This is a genomic window from Acinetobacter sp. C26M (genome assembly GCF_023702675.1).
Taxonomy (GTDB): Bacteria; Pseudomonadota; Gammaproteobacteria; order Pseudomonadales; family Moraxellaceae; genus Acinetobacter.
In genome coordinates this window covers 2340609-2358322 of sequence record NZ_CP098478.1, presented here as the reverse complement: position 1 = coordinate 2358322, position 17714 = coordinate 2340609, and the positions used below count along the sequence as shown (strand labels likewise).

20 protein-coding genes are annotated in these 17714 nt (G+C 39.5%); 8 read left to right on the top strand and 12 right to left on the bottom strand.

Features of this window, described 5'->3' with window-relative positions:
- Window positions 1-146: 146 nt before the first annotated feature.
- Window positions 147-611 (top strand): hypothetical protein, encoded by a 465-nt coding sequence (locus tag NDN11_RS10830; RefSeq protein ID WP_251109621.1) that lies wholly within the window; start codon window positions 147-149, stop codon window positions 609-611.
- Window positions 612-675: 64 nt separating this feature from the next.
- Here NDN11_RS10830 and NDN11_RS10825 read toward each other — a convergent pair whose 3' ends face one another.
- On the bottom strand, window positions 676-993 hold the full coding sequence (locus NDN11_RS10825) for a hypothetical protein (protein WP_101235898.1): 318 nt from the start codon (window positions 991-993) through the stop codon (window positions 676-678).
- A gap of 203 nt (window positions 994-1196) precedes the next feature.
- Window positions 1197-1901: a Crp/Fnr family transcriptional regulator gene (locus NDN11_RS10820; RefSeq protein ID WP_251109620.1), complete on the bottom strand. Its 705-nt coding sequence runs from the start codon at window positions 1899-1901 to the stop codon at window positions 1197-1199.
- A gap of 107 nt (window positions 1902-2008) precedes the next feature.
- Here NDN11_RS10820 and NDN11_RS10815 point away from each other — a divergent pair, with 107 nt between their 5' ends.
- Window positions 2009-2542 (top strand): Mpo1 family 2-hydroxy fatty acid dioxygenase, encoded by a 534-nt coding sequence (locus tag NDN11_RS10815; RefSeq protein ID WP_251109619.1) that lies wholly within the window; start codon window positions 2009-2011, stop codon window positions 2540-2542.
- Between the two features lie 102 nt (window positions 2543-2644).
- Here NDN11_RS10815 and NDN11_RS10810 read toward each other — a convergent pair whose 3' ends face one another.
- On the bottom strand, window positions 2645-3424 hold the full coding sequence (locus NDN11_RS10810; RefSeq protein ID WP_251109618.1) for an alpha/beta fold hydrolase: 780 nt from the start codon (window positions 3422-3424) through the stop codon (window positions 2645-2647).
- Window positions 3425-3526: 102 nt separating this feature from the next.
- On the opposite strand from NDN11_RS10810, the gene NDN11_RS10805 reads away from it, so the two are divergent.
- Window positions 3527-4474 carry a GlxA family transcriptional regulator gene (locus tag NDN11_RS10805; protein ID WP_251109617.1) on the top strand — a complete coding sequence of 316 codons (948 nt, stop codon included), beginning with the start codon at window positions 3527-3529 and terminating at the stop codon, window positions 4472-4474.
- 51 nt (window positions 4475-4525) lie between these two features.
- Here NDN11_RS10805 and ychF read toward each other — a convergent pair whose 3' ends face one another.
- The 7 genes from ychF to NDN11_RS10770 form a co-directional block, all read right to left on the bottom strand.
- Window positions 4526-5617 carry a redox-regulated ATPase YchF gene (gene ychF / locus NDN11_RS10800; protein WP_005189415.1) on the bottom strand — a complete coding sequence of 364 codons (1092 nt, stop codon included), beginning with the start codon at window positions 5615-5617 and terminating at the stop codon, window positions 4526-4528.
- Window positions 5618-5716: 99 nt separating this feature from the next.
- Entirely contained in the window at window positions 5717-6376 is a 660-nt protein-coding gene (locus tag NDN11_RS10795) for a methionine ABC transporter permease (protein WP_004962596.1), read from the bottom strand.
- Window positions 6357-7427 (bottom strand): methionine ABC transporter ATP-binding protein, encoded by a 1071-nt coding sequence (locus NDN11_RS10790; protein ID WP_251109616.1) that lies wholly within the window; start codon window positions 7425-7427, stop codon window positions 6357-6359. The genes NDN11_RS10795 and NDN11_RS10790 overlap by 20 nt, the downstream gene beginning before the upstream one ends.
- 11 nt (window positions 7428-7438) lie before the next feature.
- Window positions 7439-8269 carry a MetQ/NlpA family ABC transporter substrate-binding protein gene (locus NDN11_RS10785; protein WP_251109615.1) on the bottom strand — a complete coding sequence of 277 codons (831 nt, stop codon included), beginning with the start codon at window positions 8267-8269 and terminating at the stop codon, window positions 7439-7441.
- Between the two features lie 27 nt (window positions 8270-8296).
- Complete coding sequence (locus NDN11_RS10780; protein WP_167247799.1) at window positions 8297-9709, bottom strand: LLM class flavin-dependent oxidoreductase; 1413 nt, start codon at window positions 9707-9709, stop codon at window positions 8297-8299.
- Window positions 9709-10932, bottom strand: a complete 1224-nt coding sequence (locus NDN11_RS10775) for an SfnB family sulfur acquisition oxidoreductase (RefSeq protein WP_251111535.1) — start codon at window positions 10930-10932, stop codon at window positions 9709-9711. The genes NDN11_RS10780 and NDN11_RS10775 overlap by 1 nt, the downstream gene beginning before the upstream one ends.
- Window positions 10933-10945: 13 nt before the next feature.
- Window positions 10946-12157 (bottom strand): SfnB family sulfur acquisition oxidoreductase, encoded by a 1212-nt coding sequence (locus NDN11_RS10770; protein WP_251109614.1) that lies wholly within the window; start codon window positions 12155-12157, stop codon window positions 10946-10948.
- Window positions 12158-12516: 359 nt separating this feature from the next.
- On the opposite strand from NDN11_RS10770, the gene NDN11_RS10765 reads away from it, so the two are divergent.
- Together NDN11_RS10765 and NDN11_RS10760 are read left to right on the top strand one after the other, a co-directional pair.
- Window positions 12517-13287, top strand: coding sequence for a glutathione S-transferase family protein (locus NDN11_RS10765; protein WP_167247797.1), 771 nt, complete (start codon window positions 12517-12519; stop codon window positions 13285-13287).
- Window positions 13288-13747: 460 nt separating this feature from the next.
- On the top strand, window positions 13748-14218 hold the full coding sequence (locus NDN11_RS10760; RefSeq protein WP_004661600.1) for an Lrp/AsnC family transcriptional regulator: 471 nt from the start codon (window positions 13748-13750) through the stop codon (window positions 14216-14218).
- Between the two features lie 43 nt (window positions 14219-14261).
- Here NDN11_RS10760 and NDN11_RS10755 read toward each other — a convergent pair whose 3' ends face one another.
- Window positions 14262-15011, bottom strand: coding sequence for a YebC/PmpR family DNA-binding transcriptional regulator (locus NDN11_RS10755; protein WP_167247796.1), 750 nt, complete (start codon window positions 15009-15011; stop codon window positions 14262-14264).
- A gap of 141 nt (window positions 15012-15152) precedes the next feature.
- On the bottom strand, window positions 15153-15698 hold the full coding sequence (locus NDN11_RS10750) for a 1-acyl-sn-glycerol-3-phosphate acyltransferase (RefSeq protein ID WP_502801321.1): 546 nt from the start codon (window positions 15696-15698) through the stop codon (window positions 15153-15155).
- Between the two features lie 165 nt (window positions 15699-15863).
- Here NDN11_RS10750 and NDN11_RS10745 point away from each other — a divergent pair, with 165 nt between their 5' ends.
- From NDN11_RS10745 to NDN11_RS10735, 3 genes are all read left to right on the top strand, one after another.
- The gene (locus NDN11_RS10745) at window positions 15864-16070 is read left to right on the top strand and encodes a hypothetical protein (RefSeq protein ID WP_251109613.1); all 207 of its coding nucleotides are present in this window, start codon (window positions 15864-15866) and stop codon (window positions 16068-16070) included.
- 394 nt (window positions 16071-16464) lie between these two features.
- On the top strand, window positions 16465-17226 hold the full coding sequence (locus NDN11_RS10740; RefSeq protein ID WP_251109612.1) for a hypothetical protein: 762 nt from the start codon (window positions 16465-16467) through the stop codon (window positions 17224-17226).
- A gap of 34 nt (window positions 17227-17260) precedes the next feature.
- On the top strand, window positions 17261-17710 hold the full coding sequence (locus tag NDN11_RS10735) for an NUDIX domain-containing protein (protein WP_251109611.1): 450 nt from the start codon (window positions 17261-17263) through the stop codon (window positions 17708-17710).
- The last annotated feature ends 4 nt before the right edge of the window (window positions 17711-17714 follow it).

Sequence of the window (17714 nt, the reverse complement as noted above, 5' to 3'; positions counted from 1 at the left end):
GGACAAGTCTGACAGTATGCTGAACAAAAGCATAAAATCAATTGCTTAGAATAAAAAGCATTCTGCTGGGTAAATAAGTAACAAGCATTGAGAATTATTCCCAAATTGACTAGCATAATGTCCAAATGTTTCATCGGCGATTTGCTATGTCTAATCCAAACTCTCGTGTAACCGCAATCCTGTTGTGTAGTGCATTTTTATTGGCTGCTTGCGGAAACTCAAATAATGAGCCAAAAGAAAAGGTAGAAATCAAACCTGCGCCGAAACTTAACAACGATGCCACCACCTATGCCAATACAGCATGGAAGTTGATTAATGACATCGATCCGATTGTTTATAATAAACAAGTTGGTGAGATTGAAGAAAAAGTCAGAAAACCATTGCGTCAGCTCAGTACAGATTGGCGTATCAATGTCAAAATGACCGATTCCGTGACTGAAGGTAAATATGCATTGTGTCGCAAGGCATTGACCAGTTTGGATACGTGGGCACGCGATGTAAAAGATAATGCCAGTGCATCGACTCAAAAGCAGGCTGATTATGAGCGTGATAAAGCACAATGTAAGGATGCAATTGATAATCCTGCGCTAGGTAATACTTCACCTAAGTAAGCAAATACAAATAAAAAAGCGAGATGTTTTATCTCGCTTTTTTATGGTTAAAGTCATCAAACGCTTATGAGGTTTTGACCGTTTTTGCTGCTTCCTGTTTAGCTTTGGTTGCTGTGGTATTAGCCGCTTTTTTCGTATCTGTTGTTGCTTTCATTGCATCGTGTTTGGCAGTATCTTTCATTTTCGTCATGTCATGCTTTGCAGTATCTGTTGTTTTGGTTGCTTCTTTCTTGGTTTTTACCACACTTGTTGCAACACATTTGCCACCTTTGTGATTTGGTCCTGTACCACCTTGGATTTGAGTTCCTTTCGGGCAGGCAAATGCGCTAGCGCTGAGTACTGTAAATAGGCCTGCTGTTAAAATCGTTGCAATTTTTCTCATGATTGTCATCTGCATCGGGTAAGCGATAGTGCTTAGCTTTAATGTATGCGTGTTGAAGACAAGAAAGCAGACTGATTTTGTGAAATATTTTAGGGCATCAGTAGTATTTTATAGTGAGAGTTTATCTTTTAATTTATGTTTAAGCTTCAAAGCATATTGCAAAAAATGCTGTGCTTATCCATTTAAAATACAAGATAGTATACTTACGTTTTTAGGTGACCGACTGTTGCCAATTTTCTAAGCCGATCTAAATCAATGACTTCGATTTTCTTAAAACCAAGTTGAATGACGCTTTGCTTTTCGAACAGGTTCAGCTCTTGATTTACAGTCTGCCGAGATACCGTCAACATATTGGCTAACTGGTCTTGTGAAATTTGAATACTAAAATCCTGAATAAACGAACGATTGCCATAACCCTCTAAAATGAACAGCAAGCGTTGCGCCAGGCGCTGGGTAATGCTTTGGGTTTGAATCGCAATTTGCTCTAAAAATACATAGCGTAGTTTTTGACTGGTCAGCAGGGCAAAGTAGTACCAGTAATACGGATTTTGCAGCAAGAAATCATTGAGTGGTTGTGCTGGTATTTGCAGCACCACGCTTTTCTTCAATGCAATGGCATCATGCGAGCGGGGTTGCTGATCGATGAGGGAAATTTCGCCAAACCACATGATCGGTTCCGCAATTGCAGCAATCGCTTCATTGCCATTGACATCGATATAACCCAAGCTAATTGAGCCTTCCAATACGCCATACACCCCATCAAATTGATCTTGCGCACTAAAAACAGCTGCATTTTTCTCGATGATATGCTTCTTGCCATGTTCAATAATAAAATTTTGAAAAGGCTCCGCTAAGTGGCTAAACCATGAGTTTTGCTGTAAATGTTGGATGTAAATCGAATCTAGCACGGCGGGGTCCTGTGTGAAAAATAAATCCATTTGTCAGCTACATGACAACTTCGCTGCAATATTTCTTATAGATTAACAGCATAAACGAATTATATGAGGAATGAGAAATGACAAATTTGGAACGTCTACTTAGTCAATATGCGGCTTATCACTTAGATCGAAATAATGTTGTGACCCATTTTGTGGGTATTCCTTTAATTGTATTTTCTATTCTGTGCTTAACAGCGCGTGCTGGTATAGAAATTTCTGGCTTTTCAATTACTTTAGCCATGCTGCTTATTGTCCTAAGTACGATTTATTATATTTCATTGGATAAGTTATTTGGTATTTTGATGCTGATTTTATTTGTCTTGGCTTATCCATTGGCTGTGAAAATTGCGGCTTTAGCAATGTGGAGTTGGCTAGGTGCGAGCATTGGTATCTTTGTGGTGGGTTGGGTATTCCAATTCGTGGGCCATTATTTTGAAAAGAAAAAACCAGCCTTTGTTGATGATCTGATTGGTTTAGCTATCGGACCTTTATTTGTTTTGGCTGAATTTGTTTTCTTACTGGGTTTCCGCAAGCCCTTACATCAGCGCATTTTAAAGGAAGCACAAATCAAACGTGCTGAAATGGATATGAAGCCGCAGACGGTGTCTTAAGTTGTTAGCTTGATGTAAAAGCCGATATCAAGATGAGTCGGCTTTTTTATTTGGATGAAAGAGCACTTATAGCGAGTGATATAAGTACGCTTTTGAAAACGATTAAAGTTGAGCAATAAATTTCTGAATCGTTTCGATGACTAATTCGGGATGTTCTCGGTGAGGGAAGTGTCCACACTGGGGGAGGATATTCGTTTCAGCGTGGGTATATTCAGCCAATCGTTTGGGTTGTTCTACACTACCATATTCATCATGCTCGCCATGTATGATCAGCATTTTAGCGGAGACTGCCTGTAAATCTGATTGTAACGACCAATCTCGAAACTCAGCTGAAAGCCATGTCTCTGTCCAAGCATCTAAAACCCATTGCGCTTTTTCAGCATGATATTTTTCTAGGCGGTGCATCTGTTCAGGTTGTTGAAACATTTGTTTGGCTGAAGCAATACCATCCAATGTTTCCTGTTCAACATAGGCTTGTGCTGCAAGTGTGATGACTGCTGTACATCGTGAAGGTTTTTGTGCTGCAAAACTGACCGCCATACCACCACCGACGCTATGACCAATCGCAATCACTTGTGATATTTCAAGTTGATTTAAAAGTTCAGTAACCACATGGGCTTCTTGTTGAATAAAATGATGAGATAGCTTAGAGGGAATTGGATCAGATTTGCCAAAGCCCAAACGATCATAGGCAATCACGGTTCGATGGGTTGCGACCGCGAGTCGTTCTGGGAAATCCCGCCAGAGTTGCACACTGCCAAGCGAATCATGCAGTAACAGGATTGGAATTTTATTATCCGTGTATTGTGGCTGCCATATTTTTAGAAAGACATGTGCATGCTTTATCGCAAGTATTTGTTCTGTGATATGTAAAAGTGACATTGAAGCGAGGCCAAGTGTCTGAATTGATCAAAGAATAATAAAAAACTAACGATCTGATATAGCTATAATCGTGAACAAGGATAGTCTGATCGTGCCATTAAAATGAAAAAAATCGCCATTATTGTCTATGATGGGTGCTGGGCCATGAGTGTGATGATGTTGAAAGATTTCTTTCATGTCGTTAATTTACTATCAATCCGACAAGGTCAAGCCGAAAGCTATCAAGTTGACATATTTAGTTTAGATGGTTTAGCCAAACTAAGTGCCAGTGGTCCAAGCATCGAAGTCGATGACAAAGTTAGAAGGGAGACAACTTATGATTTAGTCATTCTTCCCAGTTTTGAAGGGAATCTGCTTATTCAGATCCAAGAAGAAAATGATGACTTGATCGACTGGCTTAAAAGTCAAATACAGCAACAAACACCAATTCTAGCGCTCACAACAGCTGCTTACTTTTTGGCGGCCACTCAACAATTGCAGCATGTCCTGCTTGCGACCCATTGGGCATTTCTACGAGAACTAAAACGATTGTTTCCTCTAAGCTCTTTTACTGCCAATCGAAATTATTTGCAAAATGAGCAGATTTATACGACAGGTACATTGCTTGGAACGTTTGATGCTTTGCTTGGCATTGTGGCGCAACAGAAAGGGGATTATTTTGCACAACTCTGTGCCAGTCATTTATTAATGCACGCTCCACAAGAACTGAATCCTGTACTGCCAGATTCTCGAAATCATCGTGATGAAGCCGTGTTGCAGGTGCAAGATTGGCTTGATATCAACTTTCCTCAGGAAAATCGTATTGCTGATTTGGCTAAGCAATTTAATTTTAGTGAACGGAATTTAAAACGGCGTTTTCAATTAGCGACACAGATTTCACCCAATCAATATTTACAGCAGGTGAGAGTAGATAAGGCCAAGAAACTATTATTAACCACGGAGATGAATGTACAGCAGATCGCCTATGCGGTGGGCTATGAAAATGTCAGTTTCTTTATTCGTGTATTTAAGAAAATAACAGGTTGTACCCCAAGCCAATGGCTTAAATAAAAAAACCGCCAATAAGGTCATTACTGGCGGTTTGGAAATCAAAAAACTGATTTATACGTTAAAGCGGAAGTGTAATACATCACCGTCTTGAACAACATAAGTTTTACCTTCTAAACGCCATTTTCCTGCTTCTTTGGCGCCATTTTCACCGTTATATTGAATGAAATCATCATAAGCCACACATTCAGCACGGATAAAGCCTTTTTCAAAGTCAGTGTGAATCACACCAGCTGCTTGTGGCGCAGTCGCACCGACTTTAACCGTCCAAGCACGAACTTCTTGTACACCAGCAGTGAAGTAAGTTTGTAAGCCAAGTAAGCTATAACCTGCACGAATTACCACGTTTAAGCCTGGTTCTTCCATGCCCATCGCTTCCAAGAATTCAGCGCGATCTTCATCTTCTAATAATGAAATTTCAGCTTCGATCTGGTTGCAAAGTGGTACAACAATGGCATTCTCTTCAGCAGCAAGTTTTTTTACTGCTTCAAGGTGCGGGTTGTTTTCAAAACCGTCTTCTGCCACGTTGGCAATATACATGGTTGGTTTCAGTGTCATTAAACCGAAACCGCGAACTGCTTTACGTTCATCATCAGAAAGGTCAGCCGCACGTGCTGGTTTGCCTTCATCAAGTAAAGGCTGAATTTTTTCTAAAACTGCTTTAGTTGCAAGTGCTTCTTTATCGCCACCTTTTGCTGCTTTAGTTAAACGTAACAAAGCTTTTGCAACGGTATCAAGGTCAGCAAGTGCAAGTTCAGTATTGATGGTTGCGATGTCATCTAATGGGTCAATTTTACCATTTACATGAATCACGTTTTCATCTTCAAAACAACGCACCACGTGTGCAATCGCATCTGTTTCACGGATATTGGCAAGGAATTGGTTACCCAAGCCTTCACCTTTTGATGCACCCGCAACTAAACCTGCGATATCAACAAATTCCATTGTGGTCGGAATAACACGTTGCGGTTTAACAATCGTTGTAAGTTTGTCTAGGCGTGGATCTGGAACAGGGACAATACCTGTATTCGGTTCAATGGTACAGAACGGAAAGTTTTCAGCTGCAATCGCTGCCTTTGTTAATGCATTGAACAATGTAGATTTACCTACGTTTGGCAGACCAACAATACCGCAATTAAAACCCATGAAACCACTCACAAATGTGTTATTTAAAAATTGCTGCTGATTTTACATGAAAGCCATGACAAAGTCAGGTCATGGCGAGTGCGGATTTTTATTTCAAGCTTAAACTTTGCGTTTATCAAGCTGTTTGGCAATATTATCGCCTGTCGTTTGTACCAGCATGACCAAAACAATCAGGACTAAAATCACCGCCAACATCACTTGCATATCAAAACGTTGATAGCCATAACGATAGGCGATATCGCCCAAACCACCTGCACCAATCGCACCTGCAATGGCAGAAGAACTGATCATGGTCACAATAGTCACGGTAAAGCCTGCAACAATCCCTGGCAAAGCTTCAGGAAGCAATACATGCCAAAGAATCTGCTTGCGGTTACAGCCCATTGCTTGTGCTGCTTCAATCAACCCTTGATCGACTTCACGTAGACTGACCTCTGCAATACGGGCAAAGAACGGAATAGCGGCGATGGTTAAGGGTACAATTGCAGCCAAGACGCCATAACTGGTCCCGACAATCCAACGGGTAAATGGAATCAAAGCCACCATTAAAATCAAGAAGGGTACAGATCGGGTAATGTTAATGATCCAACCTAATGATTGATTGATTTTCTTGGAGGGATAAATACCAAAATCAGCAGTACTCACTAAAATTAAAGCAATCGGCAGACCAATCAGGAAGGCAAGAATTGCGGAAACACCGACCATAATTAAAGTATCGGTGGTTCCTGTTAGTAATAGGTCAATGAGTTGATTGTACATAACCGATCACCTCAAGTTGTGTTATTGCAGGATGTTTTTCAGATTGTGAGTGGTTTAGATCAAACTCGAGATTGCGAATCCCGATGATTAATGAGCCGATGGTACGCTGCTGAATAGTATCTATCTGACTGTGATAAACCTGAACTGGACTATTAAAGCCATCCAGTATTTCATATAAATCAGGCACCGATTTCGATTCACTGACATATTTCAATTTTAAAATCTGATGTGTACTTTGGGGCAGAATGGTTTGGCTCAACTCAAAGGGCAGATTCACCTGTTCAAAGTTGAGTAATTCCTGTGTGATCTGTTGTTGCGGATTGGAAAATACCGACCAGACTTGCCCAGCTTCAACAATTTCACCTTGATCAATTACAATCACCTGATCGCAAATCTCTTGTATGACCTGCATTTCATGGGTGATCAAAACAATGGTTAAACCGAGCTCTTGGTTGATTTGCTTTAATAGAGACAGAATATTGGCGGTACTTTCAGGATCCAGTGCGGAAGTTGCTTCATCACAGAGCAGGATTTCAGGCTGAGAAACCAAGGCACGTGCGATTCCTACACGTTGTTTTTGCCCACCAGACAGTTGAGCAGGGTAATCATTTCGCTTTGCCTCTAATCCCACCAGCGTCAGTACATCACTGACACGCTGCTCAATTTCAGCCTTGTCATAATCTGCGATACGTAGCGGTAAAGCCACGTTTTCCCACACAGTTTTCGCTGACATTAAATTAAAATGCTGAAAAATCATGCCGATTTTTTGCCGAGTTTTAATCAACTCGGCATGGCTCAATTCTGCGATATTTTGTTGATGAATCAGAATACTACCTGTATCAATCGACTCTAAGCCGTTTAAGGTACGGAGTAGGGATGATTTACCAGCGCCACTTTTCCCGATAATCCCAACAATTTGTGCTTTGGGAATATCGATATTAATGTCTTTTAAGGCATGTAAGCGTTGGTCCTGTACATCATAAAACTTATTTAAACCACGTATTTTTAGATGTGGGACTGAAAAATCGACCTGTGAACCAAAACTCACCATGATTGTTCTCCTTATTTCCAACCTGGGAACCACAACGTTGGACCGAAATCGCTATCCAATGCAGCTTTGACTTTAGGTGAGTTTTGATAAATCTCGACAAATTTCTGCAGTTTATTGTCTTTGTCCTGATAATCATCACGCACTACAAATAAAATCGCATAACGTTTATTTGTGTTGTCATCAAACAATAAGGCACTTTCAGGATCAGCCGTTTTGGCTAAACGTAAGTAATGTGGATAACCAAAAGCGAGATCAACATCATCAATCGCACGTGCAGTTTGAGGGCCTTCAACTTCAGTAAATTTCAGATTCTTCGGATTCGCTGTAATGTCTTTCAATGCAGAAAGATGATTGTTACTGTCTTTCAGCTCAATCAACTTGGCTTGTTGCAATAGCAATAAAGCACGCCCTTGATTGACAGGATCATTCGGAATCGCAACAGTTGCACCATTTGGTAGTGCATCAAAACTTTTATATTTTTTTGAATACAGTCCAACATGCGAAGCCGCACCCGCAGCAAAGGACTTTAATTTAAAGCCAGTTTCTTTAATGGCATTATCCAAAAAAGGTTGATGCTGGAAAAAGTTCGCATCAATGTCCCCATGATTTAAGGTAATGTTAGGCGTATTCCAGTCAGAAAACTCGACCAATTTGACATTTAAACCCTGTTGTTTGGCTTCATCGGCTGCGACTTGCAGTGGATGGGCAAAAGAGGGGCTAATTCCAATCACCAGTTCACTGCTATGGTTCTGTCTTTGTTTATTCCAGATCAATAAGGCAATAATCGCAACGACGACGACAAGGCCAATACCGAGCCATTTTTTAGAGGCTGTTTGAGCCATATATTTCTCCAATTCTTTTCTTAAATGTTAAGCACTAATTTCTTCAATTATTTTTAGATCATCTGTGTTGTCATGTGTTCTACATCGGAACTGATTAGCAGGATGACTTGCGGCTAAATGATCGCCTTGGGCAAAAAGTTTGTTTCGCAGTGAACCCGTTGCATATTCAGTTTTATAACGTCCACGTTGCTGTAATTCAGGAATCACCAGTCGAATGAAATCATGGTGTGATTCAGGTGCAACCGTACGGGTCAGGTTAAAACCATCAATACCCGTTTGATCAAGTAGTTCAATGAGATATTCTGCAACTTCAATACCACTCCCTACAATCAGGGGATAACGTCCACCCAGCACATGTTGGGCTTTTAAGTCATTTTTGCTGATACGCTGTTCTTTAAACTTTTCATTGACGGAAGCGATGCTATTGCTCTTTTGATAAGGAATCGCTTCATCATCTGCAAACTTAGAAAGATCAATTCCGACTGAACTGGCATAATGCGCTAGACCTGCTTCAGGGCTGGCATATTGACGATATTCAGCCAGTTTTTGCTGGGCAAGTTCATGTGTTTCTGCGACTACAACGGTAATCCCGACAAAGATTTTAATCGCATCTTCATCACGACCTTGCTGTGTTGCTTGTAGTCGTATTTTATTAACTTGCTGACGAATCTTCTCAGGTTGATCACCACCGATAAAAATACATTCCGCATGACGCGTGGCAAACTGTAGTCCTTTCGGTGATGCACCTGCTTGGAAGAGTGTTGGCGTACGTTGAACCGAAGGCGCAACCTGAAATACCCCTTGGCTTTGGTAATATTGCCCTTGATGATTGATCGAGTGGACTTTATTTGGATCAGTAAAAACGCGCTGTTGTTTATCTTTCTTTAAGGCATCATTTTCCCAAGAACCTTCCCAATATTTATAACAAAGCTGTAAAAATTCCTCGGCCTGATCATAACGTGCATCATGATCTTTTAAGCCTTTTTGCCCAATTAGGCGTTCGGCACTATCCAGATAGCCTGTGACAATATTCCAGCCCAAACGACCTTGAGTTAAATGATCGAGACTGGCAAAGCGCCGTGCAAATTGGTAGGGCTGCTCATAGCTGAGATTGACGGTCACGCCAAAGCTTAAGTTCTGTGTCACCAAAGCCATTGCCGAAATCAGGGTAGAAGGGTCATGGCTCGGCAGTTGAATTGATTCTTTTAAAGTCAGCTCGATCCCATTTTGATAGACATCATAAACACCTGTAATATCAGCTAAAAATAAACCATCAAACAAACCTTGTTCTAACGTTTGTGCCAGTTCAGTCCAATAGCTCAATTCATTAAAGCGATGTGATTGATCCCGCGGATGCGTCCATAAACCATGATTGATATGACCGACACAATTCATATCAAAGGCATTTAACAAGATTTTTTTAGCAAACGTTTGACTCATTACAAAGTCCCCCGTCGTGGAGGCAGAATGCCATTCAACACATAATTACCGATGAAGTAATATTTCCAGCGTGCAGCATCATGCAAGGTGTGTACACGCGCATTACGCCAATGACGATCAAGACCATCTGTACGTTGACTGCCACGACTACCCGCCAATTCAATCAGTTTTGATGATGCCTTTAATGCTGTTTCAGTACTATGTGCACGAACTTTGGCGACATCAATTGAGGCTTTGGCTAAGCTCTCCGCATTCAGATCCTGTTTAGCAGCATCGACAGATCGAGCTGCCTGTTTAAGTAAAAGTTCGCTGGCTTTGACATCGGTTGCCACACGACCGAGCTCAGACAGAGTTAAAGGGTCCTGTGTGGCGGAATCAATATTGGCATCAATCCAAGGGCGGGCAACACGTACACGCTCTAGGGTTTCTTCAAAGGCTGCACGGGCAATGCCGACTTCAATCGCTGCATGCATGATTTGCGCAAATGGTCCCACCAAAGATAGCTGCTTGAAGGCAGTATCAAAAGGAATCACATCATCCTTGGCAACAAAGACCTGATTAAATTTGACTGTCCCGCTGCCCGTGATACGTTGCCCAAAGCCAGACCAGTCATCAATCAGTTCTAAACCTTGACTGTCTCTTTGTACAAAAGCCAGAAACTCATTACCTTCTTCATCAACCACTAGGGTTGGAATGCGATGTGCAAACAGGCTACCTGTGCAATAAAACTTTTCTCCCTGAATCAGATAACCGTTTTCACTTGGGATTAAGGTAGTTTGTTTATGTGCAGAAGTGCGGGTTTTAAATTCAGCCAGCGCATTACCAAAACGCGCACCTTGTAACACTTCTTGATAGAGGCGTTTCTTTTGCGCTTCCGTGCCTGTATTGCGCAATACCTCCAATGCAAAAAAATGGTTTTGTGGAATCTGACCGATTGAACCATCTGCACCACTAAACAGCGCAATCACTTTGGCAACAGTTAAGCTGGAAACTTCTGCGCCACCATACTGCTTAGGTACAGTAATCGCCCATAAACCTGACTGACTGTAGGTTTCTATTTCAGTAAATGGCAAGTTTCGATTGGCATCGCGTTCAACTGCCGCTTGCTTAAACTGTTGACTGAGCTGGGTCGCAATTTCTAGGGCTTCGGCATCACTTTGGATAATATGGGCTGCTTTAAAATTGGTTTTGGCAAAACCTTGTAATTCTTGATAAGAGGTCATAATGATTTGCTCCTTAAATCCAAGCATGGCGGGCAGGGTGCGTACCATTGAGGTAATACTCACCAATGGCATGGAATTTCCAACGCACAGGATCGTGTAGGGTGTGCACACGGGCATTACGCCAATGCTGATCAAGATTATGCTGGCTCAGGCTGGCACGGCTGCCACCAAGTTCGAGCAGTTTTTCTGAGATATGCAGGGCAGCATCGTTGGCATAGATCTTTGCTTCCGCCACTAAAATAGAAGCACGAGCAGCTTGCTCGGCAGAAATCTCAGCGATTTGATCCAGTTCATCTAGATATTCGGCAGCATCATCCAGCAATAAAATGGCTGCATCCAGCAGGATATTGAGCTTGCCAACTTCTTGTAAGGTGTAATGTTCTTCACTGGCTTTTTCTACGCCTGAATCAACAATTGGACGTGCTTTACGAATACTGGATAAGGTGTCATCAAAAGCAGCTTCGGCAATGCCAACATCAATCGCAACTTGTAAAAGTTGAGAATAAGCACCGCGAACATTTGGGATGTCAGCAATAATGCGCTCATCAAAAAAAAGTGCAGGATCAACGACAACGTTGTGTAGTCTTACCGTTCCACTTGCTGTAGTACGTTGCCCAAACCCATTCCAGTCATTAATCACTTCAACACCAGCCGCATGTCGATCAACGATCGCCAATACGGTATAGCCATCTGGGTGTAAGGCACGAATCGCTAACCAATCTGCAAAGCTAGTTCCAGTCGAGTAAAACTTTTCCCCATTTAAAAAGTATTGCCCATTTTCCAATCTTAAAGCAGTTAGAATGGCTTTGGTGTCTTTAGAATTTTTTTCAGGTCCACCATTGGCAATGCGTTTACCTGCAAGAATTTCAGTGTAGATAAACTGCTTTTGTGCATCTGAACCGGTGATATTAATAAAATTTAAAAGACCGAATTGGTTTTGTGGAATTTGTCCAACATTGGCATCGGCTTTACTTAGAATACGAAACACATGGGCCAAGGTTTTATTGGAGACAAAAGCACCACCATATTGTTGTGGTACACGGATTCCGCCCAGACCTTTTTGGCTAAACTGAATGATTTGTTCGGTGGGTAAAACACGGTTTTGATCTCGATTATTTCGATCTTCTAATGCAAAGTCAGCAACTTGATAGGCAGCATTGATGGCCTGCTGATCATTTGAAATCAGTTGTGTTTGAACTTGAATCACTGATTGATTACTGGACATGTGAGCACCTCTAATAGATAAGAGACACTTTACAAAAGTTTTACTTTTCAACTAAACCATCAGTTATGGCTTATATATCACAATAATTCCTAAGCATTTTTTATGAGAAAAATAACAGAAAAATTAATATTAAATATTTAGATAAAACAGTGGTTTGTGGTTATTGGTAATTTATTAAACAGTCTAAAAACTCATTTTCTATGAATGAAAGGAATATTCTCACCACGAAAATTTATAAAGCGACTTCGCCAAAATTAAAAAAAGATCGAACGAAAAGGACATTGTATTCATTAGCTTTTACTTCTAAAGTAGGGAAAACCTTATGTTTGATCGAATAGAAAAATAAATTTGGAGAGTTTATGCGGGTTTTATACCAATTTCCTTTGTCTCACTATTGTGAAAAAGCTCGCTGGTTGTTAGATCATAAGGAATTGGACTATGTGGCACATAATTTAATTCCAGGTTTCCATCGTGCGTTTACTTATCTAAAGTCTGGGCAATATTTATTGCCAATGCTGAAAGATGATAAGCGGTGGGTTGCTGATTCAACACAAATCGCTTTATATCTTGATACGACATATCCTGAACATGCGTTATTGAGACGTGATGAGCAGTTACGTGAGCAAGCTTTAGAAATCGACAAATTGACTGATGAACTTGGTGTACATGTTCGTCGCTGGTCATTGGCACATGCACTGTCAGTGGGTGATCATCCGCTTGAAATCATGATGGGTGAACAAGGCTATTTACGTCAGTTTGAGAAGATTTCTAAACCAATACTAAAAAGTCTGGTTTCGACGAACTATAAATTGAGCCCAGAAAAAGTTGCTCAATCCAAGTTGCGTATGACCGAGTTGATTAGCGATCTGAATCAGCGTTTGGTTGATAATCAAGGACGTTATATGGTTGGCGATCGTCTTGGTTTAGCGGATATTTCAGTCTGTTCTATTCTTGCACCATTATTGGTGATCAAAGGCACGCCTTGGGAACTCGAGAATGATGATATTGAACAGTTTGATGGTGAACTGAAGCAATATTATGACTATTTATCAGATCTGCCGATTGGGCAATACGTTCAGCGTATTTATGCCACTGAGCGTAATGCTCGTGTCGATTGGCGTGGTTTATAAATCAGTTTTTTTGTGGAAAAGCCCTGATTGATTATAATCGGGGCTTTTTTTATGGGAAAGAAAAGAGAAAAATAGCCAAGAAAGTAAAAAATTATCGGTAAATAAAATTAATTTTTAAAAGAAAATTCGTTTTAAGCAGAAAATATTAGAAATTATTGCCAAATTTACTTTAAAAAAACTGAAAAGAGGGAAATAATTATAAAAAGGCTTTGTTATCTTATGTTTCAGGGTGTGATGGGGATCGAAACGAGTTGTTTAACTATTGGGAGATCAGTTGAACAGTTGCTCAAAAGGTCTTGTTTCGGCTTTGAGACAGAGATAAATCAAAAGTTTATCGGAATCATGTTTGCGTTATCCATGCAGCATTGTCAAAAGTTAAACGAATGTTTTCCCTTGACCCTTAAAAATTACTGAGTGAGCAGTTCCGATAACAACGTAGACGAAGAGTGAGAACTGTAGAATGGAATTGGATCGTTTTGATAAGCAAATACTTGAGATTTTGACCCATGAAGATGTCAATCTGAATGAATTATCAGAGCGCATAAATCTTTCGGTCAGTTCAGTGCATCGTAGGATAAAAAACTTAATCGAATCCCAAGTGATGGGACAGCTCAAACGAGAAATTAATTTTAATAAACTCGGTTTTAGCTTACATATTCTTTTGCAGGTTTCCTTGAGCAAACACGACAGTGAAACTTTTGATAAATTCCTACAAGAAATTGAAGATATTCCAGAAGTGACCAATGCCTTTTTAGTGACAGGGCAGAGTGCAGATTTTATTTTGGAATTGGTGGCACGTAATATGGATGACTATAGTGAAATTCTATTACGCCGTATTGGTAAGATTGATAGCGTGGTTGCGCTTCATTCCAGCTTCGTGATCAAAGAATATAACGTATTTAACTGCTATAAACTTTTGAATAAGCTATAAAAAAATGCATCTAAAAGATGCATTTTTTTATTATCTTAAAGAATTAAGCATCAAGCTGAGCTAAAACTTCTTCAGAGAATTCAACGTTGGTATAAACGTTTTGAACATCATCAAGATCTTCAAGCATATCAATCATTTTCATGATTTGTTTAGCCTGATCGATATCAGTGATTTCAGCTTTAGTTGATGGGCTCATTACAACTTCAGCATTGTCAGATTTTAAACCTGCTGCTGTAAGTGCATCTTGAACATCACCAAAGCTTTCAGGGCTGGTAATGACTAAGATACTATCTTCATCTATCTCGATGTCGTCAGCACCTGCTTCCAAAGCAACATCCATCACCTTGTCTTCTAAAGAAACATCCTCAAAAGAAATTTCGCCACGCTTGGTAAACAAGTATGCAACTGAACCATTGGTCCCCAAGTTACCATTGGTTTTAGAGAAGCAATGACGAACATCTGGAACAGTACGGTTTAAGTTGTCAGTCATAGTTTCAACGATAACTGCAACACCACCAACACCATAACCTTCGTAGGTTACTTCTTTTAAATCATCATTGTCTTCGCCACCAGCACCACGTTGGATTGCACGGTTGATGGTATCGCGCGTCATATTCACTGAAAGTGCTTTTTCAACAACAGCACGTAAACGAGGGTTACTTGCTGCGTCTGGACCGCCTAATCTTGCTGCGGTTACGATCTCACGGATGTATTTAGTAAAAACTTTACCGCGACTTGCATCTTGTTTAGCTTTACGATGCTTAATATTGGCCCATTTAGAATGACCCGCCATGGAAGTAACTCCAAAAATAAAACTTAAAAAAAGTGCTGGAATATTAGCATAGCGATGGTTTTGTTGAAAACTAGCATCGCTCATATTCAAACTTTAAAATCTTGATCAAGCGTCAAAGATTGACCAAATAGGTGGGATCAATTAGCTAATTTTTACGTCTATGTCGTATTCCGCATAAAGCGCTTTGATCTTTTCCAGATCTGATTGTAAATCGCTTGGATAAATTTTCCCTAGAATGCCGCCTTGCTTGGTACGTGCATTGGCATACATCAAAATGATTGGCACATCGGCTGCTTTGGCGATATGCCAAAAACCAGTGCGAATGGGTTTGCGTTCTTCACCATCCTTGGCACGCGTTGCTTCAGGCGCAATCACGAGATTAAAGCTGTCATTCTGATTAAACAGCTCAACCATTTGTGTCACGATATCTTTGTTGGCTTTACGGTCGACAGGAATACCACCTAAGCGTTCTAAGATTGGCTTTAAGGGACCTTTGAATAATTCTTTCTTGATCAAGGTATGAATCTTTAACTCTAAAATTTCAAATAAAGCGAGAGAAAGAATGGTATCTAAGTTGGAGGTATGCTCGAAGCCAATAATGACTTGTTTTTTTTCTAAAATACTTGGGTCAACGTTATATTCCCAACCCGTTGCTTTAAAAATAGATTTTCCTAAAAATTTTTTCATGTTTATCATCATAGGCATTGAGTGGCAGAAGTGTAATACGAGTTTTCAGGAAAATACATATCCATTTTAATGATTCGGTTACCTTTCTTGAAACGTTGAAGTTACGTAGTCAGAGTGATGAATCAAATATCCGTAATCTTGCACTACATATGATATGGATTAATCATGAAAACCCCAGATAAAACTTTTGATGCAAGTGATGTTGCAGATGGCTATGCTTTGGCTTATAAGCAGGTTGCAGATCTAGCAGCAATGATTGGTGCTGTATGGCATATATGCGACAAGAATATTGAGTATGTGGGTAAGGTCTACGATTTACCTGATTCTGTCAATGGGAGTAAAACTACTGACCCAACGGCAGGAACCCTGTGAAGTATAAATACAACCATCGGGAAGTCCTTGCTCCTGCAGGGTAATTTTAATTAAAGGAAAACTTAAAAGCAATTTTATTTTTAAATGTAAATTATTATTTAGCAATTTAAAATAAAATATATAAATAATATTAACTATTAGTTGTTTTAATTTATATGATTAGATCCTTTAAATTTATTTTGATTGGGATATTTATCGTTGAGTTATAAAAAAGATTAATATAATGGTGACAAAATATTTAAAGTGTGTGGTGTGACTCATTAATTCTAATAAAGTGAGTGGTGGTTGTATATTGAGATACAATTAATGATTTGTAATTTAGCTTTTAATAAGCAATTTTATATAAGTCGAAAATGACAAATAAAATTACTAAAAATCATTGAGGATAATAAAAATGGCAGCAATAACTAAAGCAATTATTGGGGAAGATATCTCAGGACAGTTAAAGGAAGAATGTAGTGCACATTTGGATTCTTTAATGGCTCTTGCAGATGCCAAAGCTGAGTATTTTTCAGAAAAAATAAAAACTGATTTATTAGGTGCGGGTGTAGGTACTGATAAAACATTCCCTATATCAACAATACAATCCTTCATTTATCAGACCAAAGCATATACATCAGATGATGCTAAAAATATTAGTAATGTCATTAATGAATCTATTAATGGATTTATAGATGGGAACAATAAATCAGCAGTAAACACACTAGTTTCAGGCTTTGTAAATACTTTATTCGGATCTTCTGTGGGAGCTGAGCAAAAAATTCTTAGGTATTGTGCGATTCTAGAAGGCGTTTCAATGATTCGACTAGATTTTGCTGGCTGGTCTCGTTCAGTAAGTGCATCAGCAATAAAATCAAAATGCGATAAGGTTAGTGCTTTTGTACTTTATAGATCTATAGTGGATATGAGCAAAGTATCTTTGAACGACTTTATTTCAGTTTATCAAGATACGGTAAGGGCAGAAAATAAAGATATCGATGCGGCAGGTGTGATAAAGAAATGCCAAGAATTATATTATGTTTTTAACCCATCTAAAAAACCTGTATTGGGAGCTTTGGCTGAATTTGAAACGCTCGCTATTAAAGAAGTAGAATTTGTGCCTACAATTGGATATGAAAACTTTGACGTATTTACTAAAAACGTCACTTCTCTTTAACTCCTAATAATTTAATAAATAAAAGAGAAAATCTATGCCAAATAAAGCATATCTTATTGTTTATGATGGGAAGAATATCCTCATAGGACAAGGTGGAAAGTCGGGCTCTAAGAAAGTGGAGCGTCAGGGTTATCATCTACCTGGCGGTTCATTTGAAACTGACCCTATTAATGCTGTTATTCGGGAACTGAAAGAAGAAACAGGTATTGATTTAAACAAGTCTCAAATAGAGGAGGAGGCAATTCAAATTAGTGATTCTGGTTTTACAATCAATTTTTATATAGCTAATGTTGATAGTGTTGAAACTCTTGTAGATGATTTTGAAAGACCGGATGTGACTAATCCATACGATGAGCCTTTTGAAAGCTTATTGAGCTTGATATCGAAAAATTCATGGGAAAATGAAAATTTCTGTGCAAAGTTCAATACAGACTGGTTTAAATTAGGATTGACTGCAGCAAAAGATAGAATTGATCCTCAATAAGTAA

Bases quoted from the DNA above. Each gene is read 5' to 3' on its own strand.
- NDN11_RS10785 (WP_251109615.1), bottom strand. From the start codon at position 8,269: ATGGCTCAAACAGCCTCTAAAAAATGGCTCGGTATTGGCCTTGTCGTC.
- NDN11_RS10775 (WP_251111535.1), bottom strand. From the start codon at position 10,932: ATGACCTCTTATCAAGAATTACAAGGTTTTGCCAAAACCAATTTTAAA.
- NDN11_RS10780 (WP_167247799.1), bottom strand. From the start codon at position 9,709: ATGAGTCAAACGTTTGCTAAAAAAATCTTGTTAAATGCCTTTGATATG.
- NDN11_RS10825 (WP_101235898.1), bottom strand. From the start codon at position 993: ATGAGAAAAATTGCAACGATTTTAACAGCAGGCCTATTTACAGTACTC.
- NDN11_RS10805 (WP_251109617.1), top strand. From the start codon at position 3,527: ATGAAAAAAATCGCCATTATTGTCTATGATGGGTGCTGGGCCATGAGT.
- NDN11_RS10810 (WP_251109618.1), bottom strand. From the start codon at position 3,424: ATGTCACTTTTACATATCACAGAACAAATACTTGCGATAAAGCATGCA.
- NDN11_RS10735 (WP_251109611.1), top strand. From the start codon at position 17,261: ATGCCAAATAAAGCATATCTTATTGTTTATGATGGGAAGAATATCCTC.
- NDN11_RS10740 (WP_251109612.1), top strand. From the start codon at position 16,465: ATGGCAGCAATAACTAAAGCAATTATTGGGGAAGATATCTCAGGACAG.
- NDN11_RS10765 (WP_167247797.1), top strand. From the start codon at position 12,517: ATGCGGGTTTTATACCAATTTCCTTTGTCTCACTATTGTGAAAAAGCT.
- NDN11_RS10755 (WP_167247796.1), bottom strand. From the start codon at position 15,011: ATGGCGGGTCATTCTAAATGGGCCAATATTAAGCATCGTAAAGCTAAA.
- NDN11_RS10790 (WP_251109616.1), bottom strand. From the start codon at position 7,427: ATGGTGAGTTTTGGTTCACAGGTCGATTTTTCAGTCCCACATCTAAAA.
- NDN11_RS10815 (WP_251109619.1), top strand. From the start codon at position 2,009: ATGACAAATTTGGAACGTCTACTTAGTCAATATGCGGCTTATCACTTA.
- NDN11_RS10750 (WP_502801321.1), bottom strand. From the start codon at position 15,698: ATGAAAAAATTTTTAGGAAAATCTATTTTTAAAGCAACGGGTTGGGAA.
- NDN11_RS10830 (WP_251109621.1), top strand. From the start codon at position 147: ATGTCTAATCCAAACTCTCGTGTAACCGCAATCCTGTTGTGTAGTGCA.
- NDN11_RS10770 (WP_251109614.1), bottom strand. From the start codon at position 12,157: ATGTCCAGTAATCAATCAGTGATTCAAGTTCAAACACAACTGATTTCA.
- NDN11_RS10760 (WP_004661600.1), top strand. From the start codon at position 13,748: ATGGAATTGGATCGTTTTGATAAGCAAATACTTGAGATTTTGACCCAT.
- NDN11_RS10745 (WP_251109613.1), top strand. From the start codon at position 15,864: ATGAAAACCCCAGATAAAACTTTTGATGCAAGTGATGTTGCAGATGGC.
- NDN11_RS10795 (WP_004962596.1), bottom strand. From the start codon at position 6,376: ATGTACAATCAACTCATTGACCTATTACTAACAGGAACCACCGATACT.
- ychF (WP_005189415.1), bottom strand. From the start codon at position 5,617: ATGGGTTTTAATTGCGGTATTGTTGGTCTGCCAAACGTAGGTAAATCT.